Here is a 4388-nt window from a genome sequence, read left to right as displayed (position 1 = left end):
GTCGGTGAACGGGCTTATACGGCCACCACACATCACTGTCAAACAATCATCATACTACACTTATCCACAAGAAAAATGACTGTAAATTGGGGGAAATGCGAGAAATCCACACTTTTCACCCTTTTAGCCCTCAGAAAAAAATTTCATTTTCTGCATTTTTCTTCTGAAATCTTTGTCCCGCGTCAGAAATCCGGCCAGTTCGGCGCCAGATGCCCTCCCATCCTTAAAGGAGCGACGCGGACAGCCAGACCTGTGGCATCGTTTGTCTCGACCATCAGACCGCAGACTGTCGCCTCGCCTTCTGCTGGCTGAGGGCGCTCCCCTGGGATTTTACGGATCAGCCGATGAAGGGACGCTTCCTTCCCCATACCGATGACACTGTCATAGTCACCACACATGCCGGCATCCGTCTGATAGGCCGTGCCTTTGGGAAGAATACGATGGTCCGCCGTCGGCACATGCGTATGTGTTCCAACAACCAGCGACACCCGCCCGTCGAAGAACTGACCAAAGCCCATCTTCTCACTGGTCGCTTCCGCGTGAATATCTACGACAATTGCATTCACGGTCACGCCAAGCCGATGACGGGACAGCAGTTCACCGACAACCCGAAAGGGATCATCCAGCGGGTCCATGAAAATTCGACCCATGACATTAACCACCAGAGCGCGGCGACCACGCTCCAGATCTATAATGTAGCTCCCCTGCCCCGGCGTCCCTGCGGGATAGTTAATAGGTCGCACGATATTAGGCATCTGACTGATGTGGCTCACCATATCGCGTCTGTCCCAGGCATGGTTGCCCAACGTGATGACATCTACACCGGCAGAGAACAGGCTTCTCGCAATATCAGGGGAGAGGCCATAACCATGTGAAGCGTTCTCTGCATTCACGACAACCAGATCCAAAGAGAGCTTTTTACGCCACTCCGGCAAGTTGTCGGTTATTGCTTCACGTCCACTCCGACCTACAACGTCGCCCAGAAACAGCAGTCTCAACAGTCAGCCTTCCAAATTATAAGGCCCCGTCTGAATCGTCTCTTTTTCAGTGACGATAACAGAAAGGGGGATATCGTACGGCCCAACGGGAATGCTTTTCATTTCCTGAAAGGCAAAACCAAAGCCAATTGCGGGCACATTCAGCTGCGCCAGAGTGCGGTCATAATAACCGCCCCCATAGCCCAAGCGAAAACCTTTCCGGTCAAACGCCAGGAAAGGCACAAGAACAAGCTCAGGAACAAGAATGGGGCCATCAGGATGAGATGTCCCAAAGCGACCTGCCAGCATGGGCGTCTCTTCGCTCCACTCCCGAAAAACGAGAGGCGTTCCTTTGGGTGTGGTCTCGGGCAACGCAACGCGTCGCCCATCACGAGCCAGCCGGGAACACAAAGGTCGAAGATCGATTTCTCCCGGCAAGGGCCAAACTGCCGCTACGCTCGGAGCATCATAAGTCTGAACGGTTTTGAAAATCCGTTCCAGAAGGTCCGCTTCTGCATGCGCTGGCGCATTTCTGCGCTTCTCAGCCATGAGATCGCGGAGTTCTTTTTTTTGCTGATCGATGGAAGAAATCTGTGGAGCCGCCAAAGCCGTTGGTCTTTTCAGCCCTCCTAGACCTGCAAGTGCAGGTGGGCACCGGTTAACGTGACCAGGGCCACGACAGAGCCAGTTCCCGTAGGAATGCTTATCGGCCCGGGGGTTGATTTGCCTGACGCACCAGGCAGCTCCGAACTACATATTAGACACTGCGGAGAGATATTCAACGGGAACCCGTCGATTACCCTTCCTTTTCGAGTGTCTCAGCCAAACCCTCAACCTGCTGCGTCAAATGCGCGAGCCTTGCCTGGCGGGATTCGGCGATACGCAAGGCCGCTTTGGCTTCTTCAACAGTCGCCAGCATATCATCCGGAATCGGGCGGCGCTTCAGCTCGAAAATTTCGTCCGCCATCAAGAGCGCAGCCATCATAAGTGTCTTGGACTCGCTAGCGGCGCCACCAAGGGTCCGCGCCCGCTGAAGCCAGCTCTCGACCTGTCGCGCCATGGAATAAAGATGGTGTTCTTCTCCATCCTGGCAGCCAACACTGTAAACATACCCGTTCAGACGAATGGAAACCTGCCCCATGGCTCATTCTCCCTTTCGTTCAAGAATTCCGCGGATACGCACACATAAAGCATCGATGTTTGCGGCAATCTCTGGCAGGTCGGGAGCTGAACGCGCCTCGCGCTCACGCTCTTCCCGCATTCGGGCCTGCTGCTCCATCGCAGTGGCAATTCGTCCCACCGCTTCCTCAAGACGATCAATAGTCCTATCGTCCTGCAGAGATCCTGTCTGCTCGCTCAAAACGCGCTCTTTCCGTTCATGCCATCACTATGCCGAATACTATGACCGACACATCTCATCCTAGACTACCTGCTCAGGAAAGACCCGAACCCTTCATCAGGTCAAGCGCTGCACCTTCTCTGATGCTGCCAGTTTTCACTATTTCTTCTTGCCCTGAAATGACCAGACTTAGAGCACAGCACCCTGAGCCCTTTCTGGCACTCTCCCCTGACGGCGCAGGAAACAGCTTCGGAATTCCCTGGTGGCTGGATGTGGTGCAGGAGCAAAAGGCTTTTTCCATTCTGGATTGTGGCGCCTCCGCAGCTTTGGCGCGCATGGCACTTCTGGCCGGGATTGGATGGGTTGTTTGCCAAGCGTCTCCGCAGCAAATGAGAGCCTTGAAGTCAGACAAACTCCATGAAACGCGGGTCCTTACGGCCCGCCCTTCCCCTACCTCATGGCGACGCTAGCCCGCCGCGCGTGAATCTGCGAAACTCTGCTCATGATACCTTGCGATCTTTATCCCGTTCTGCCCGCTACATTCGAAACAGCCGCAATGCTTGATGCATTGCCGGGGCTACTCGCACGCCCCGAGGTCACTGCACTGCGTTTTCCAGCAGCCCACAACCTCGAGAAAAAGCAGCTGTCCAAATTCGTGAGTCTGCTTCACGAGAATGACGTCGCTCTGATGCTGGATGTGGCGGATGTAACGGTTTCTATCTCGCCAGATCTTTTAAAGGTGGCTGATGGTATCCACGCGCCGTCACCAGACAACCTGCCTGCCCTGCGCAAAATAGCAGGAGAAAATATTCAGATTGGATGCTTCTGCCAAAGCCGGGACGAAGCGATGCAGGCCGGAGAAAGCGGCGCGGACTACATCGCCTTCCCTTCAGAACATGCAGACATGATTAAGTGGTGGACGTCCGTAATGGAACTTCCTGCCGTGGCCGAAAACATTGTATCGGCCGAAGCTGCACGGACCGCCAAAGACTCTGCTGCTGACTTCCTTGCCATCCCTCTGAAGCTGGATGGCAGTGACCAGGACATTGTCATCCAGCTGATAAGCGCGCTCAGCACCTAAAAAGTGGCGCGCTTTTCTTTGATTCAGTGAGAAACAGGAAGCAGCGCGTCCCGCATGAAATACAGAACACCATTGGACTGCGGCAGCGAATGGCTCCACAGATGAGCCACCTGCCCGGCGGGATTATTCAGAAAAATTTCGCCAGTCCGAGCATCGATATGGACGCTGATGATATCCCCATACAGCGTCTTAAGACCGATCCCCCGACCATGGTTTCTGGCGATGGCCTTGCGGATAGCTTTTTCGTCCCATTTTCCTGATGCAATTGTATAGCCCAGAATATGGGTCAATTGACCCTTCATCGCAGGGGCCATCAGCCCGCCAGGCCAGCGAGCCGAAAGCTTTTCCATCGCCTCATTTGGAATGGCGAAAACAGTATAAGGGCCCGGTCCCGTGATCCAGGGCACCAGACCAACATGCCGGATCGCAGCCGTATAGTCGGCCAGTTCCACGGACGCAGCGATATTTTCGTCCAGTGGACGATCATCATATGACGGGGATGCAGGCCGGTGATAAGCGACCGGCGTGCTCGGCTCGTTATTCTTGGGCTTTTCGAACGCATCAGCAACCGTGTCAGGCATGTAAGACATGGACGTCTTTGCCTGGGTCTCGAAACTGTCCTGATAATTATGCGACCAGTCCGTCCCATGACATCCCGCCAGAGCTAACCCCAGCAGGGCCACTGCGCCCGAACGAAGACCCGAGAACCGGGTCAAAGCGCCGGGGGCAGAGGAAAAACCGAATCGCACATGCATGTCTGGTCACACCGTCTTAATAAAGAGGACGCAGAACCATAGACGAGGAAACCGGGTTCAGCACCCGTCCCCGCGCATGGTCCATCCCACGACGTGACCGCTTACCAGTTCAAACGTCGTCTGACAGCTTGTGTTGTAATAGGTCGCGGGGAAACCGCCACCCCAGCCGCCGCCGTAGCCACCATAGCCGGGTCCACCCCAGCCACCGCCCCAACCGCCGCCCCAGCCACCATAGC

At 55.2% G+C, this 4388-nt stretch carries 7 protein-coding genes and 1 other RNA gene; 2 read left to right on the top strand and 6 right to left on the bottom strand.

What is annotated here, in order from left to right:
• Positions 1-182: 182 nt before the first annotated feature.
• The 5 genes from HK24_RS13235 to HK24_RS13215 form a co-directional block, all read right to left on the bottom strand.
• Complete coding sequence (locus HK24_RS13235; RefSeq protein WP_046901312.1) at positions 183-998, bottom strand: TIGR00282 family metallophosphoesterase; 816 nt, start codon at positions 996-998, stop codon at positions 183-185.
• Positions 999-1001: 3 nt separating this feature from the next.
• Complete coding sequence (locus HK24_RS13230; protein ID WP_369826547.1) at positions 1002-1526, bottom strand: 5-formyltetrahydrofolate cyclo-ligase; 525 nt, start codon at positions 1524-1526, stop codon at positions 1002-1004.
• Positions 1527-1569: 43 nt separating this feature from the next.
• A non-coding RNA gene (gene ssrS, locus HK24_RS13225) (6S RNA) lies at positions 1570-1726 on the bottom strand.
• Positions 1727-1773: 47 nt separating this feature from the next.
• The gene (locus tag HK24_RS13220) at positions 1774-2118 is read right to left on the bottom strand and encodes a cell division protein ZapA (protein WP_046901310.1); all 345 of its coding nucleotides are present in this window, start codon (positions 2116-2118) and stop codon (positions 1774-1776) included.
• 3 nt (positions 2119-2121) lie between these two features.
• A complete protein-coding gene (locus HK24_RS13215) occupies positions 2122-2337 on the bottom strand; it encodes a hypothetical protein (protein ID WP_086634867.1) in 216 nt (71 codons plus the stop codon).
• A 158-nt stretch (positions 2338-2495) separates the two neighbouring features.
• Here HK24_RS13215 and HK24_RS13210 point away from each other — a divergent pair, with 158 nt between their 5' ends.
• Complete coding sequence (locus tag HK24_RS13210) at positions 2496-2786, top strand: hypothetical protein (protein WP_233126275.1); 291 nt, start codon at positions 2496-2498, stop codon at positions 2784-2786.
• Between the two features lie 32 nt (positions 2787-2818).
• The gene (locus tag HK24_RS13205) at positions 2819-3397 is read left to right on the top strand and encodes a thiamine phosphate synthase (protein ID WP_086634866.1); all 579 of its coding nucleotides are present in this window, start codon (positions 2819-2821) and stop codon (positions 3395-3397) included.
• Positions 3398-3420: 23 nt separating this feature from the next.
• Here HK24_RS13205 and HK24_RS13200 read toward each other — a convergent pair whose 3' ends face one another.
• A complete protein-coding gene (locus HK24_RS13200) occupies positions 3421-4152 on the bottom strand; it encodes a fasciclin domain-containing protein (RefSeq protein WP_086634865.1) in 732 nt (243 codons plus the stop codon).
• Positions 4153-4388: the final 236 nt, after the last annotated feature.

Source organism: Gluconobacter sp. DsW_058 (assembly GCF_002153615.1).
GTDB classification, from domain to species: Bacteria; Pseudomonadota; Alphaproteobacteria; order Acetobacterales; family Acetobacteraceae; genus Gluconobacter; species Gluconobacter cerinus.
The sequence above is the reverse complement of the archived record's forward strand: the minus strand, read 5'-3'. Positions and strand labels throughout refer to the sequence as shown.

What these genes read in the sequence shown, in the direction of transcription:
- HK24_RS13230 (WP_369826547.1), bottom strand. Translation starts at nt 1,526, where the DNA reads ATGGCTGAGAAGCGCAGAAATGCGCCAGCGCATGCAGAAGCGGACCTT.
- HK24_RS13220 (WP_046901310.1), bottom strand. Translation starts at nt 2,118, where the DNA reads ATGGGGCAGGTTTCCATTCGTCTGAACGGGTATGTTTACAGTGTTGGC.
- HK24_RS13210 (WP_233126275.1), top strand. Translation starts at nt 2,496, where the DNA reads ATGACCAGACTTAGAGCACAGCACCCTGAGCCCTTTCTGGCACTCTCC.
- HK24_RS13205 (WP_086634866.1), top strand. Translation starts at nt 2,819, where the DNA reads ATGATACCTTGCGATCTTTATCCCGTTCTGCCCGCTACATTCGAAACA.
- HK24_RS13200 (WP_086634865.1), bottom strand. Translation starts at nt 4,152, where the DNA reads ATGCATGTGCGATTCGGTTTTTCCTCTGCCCCCGGCGCTTTGACCCGG.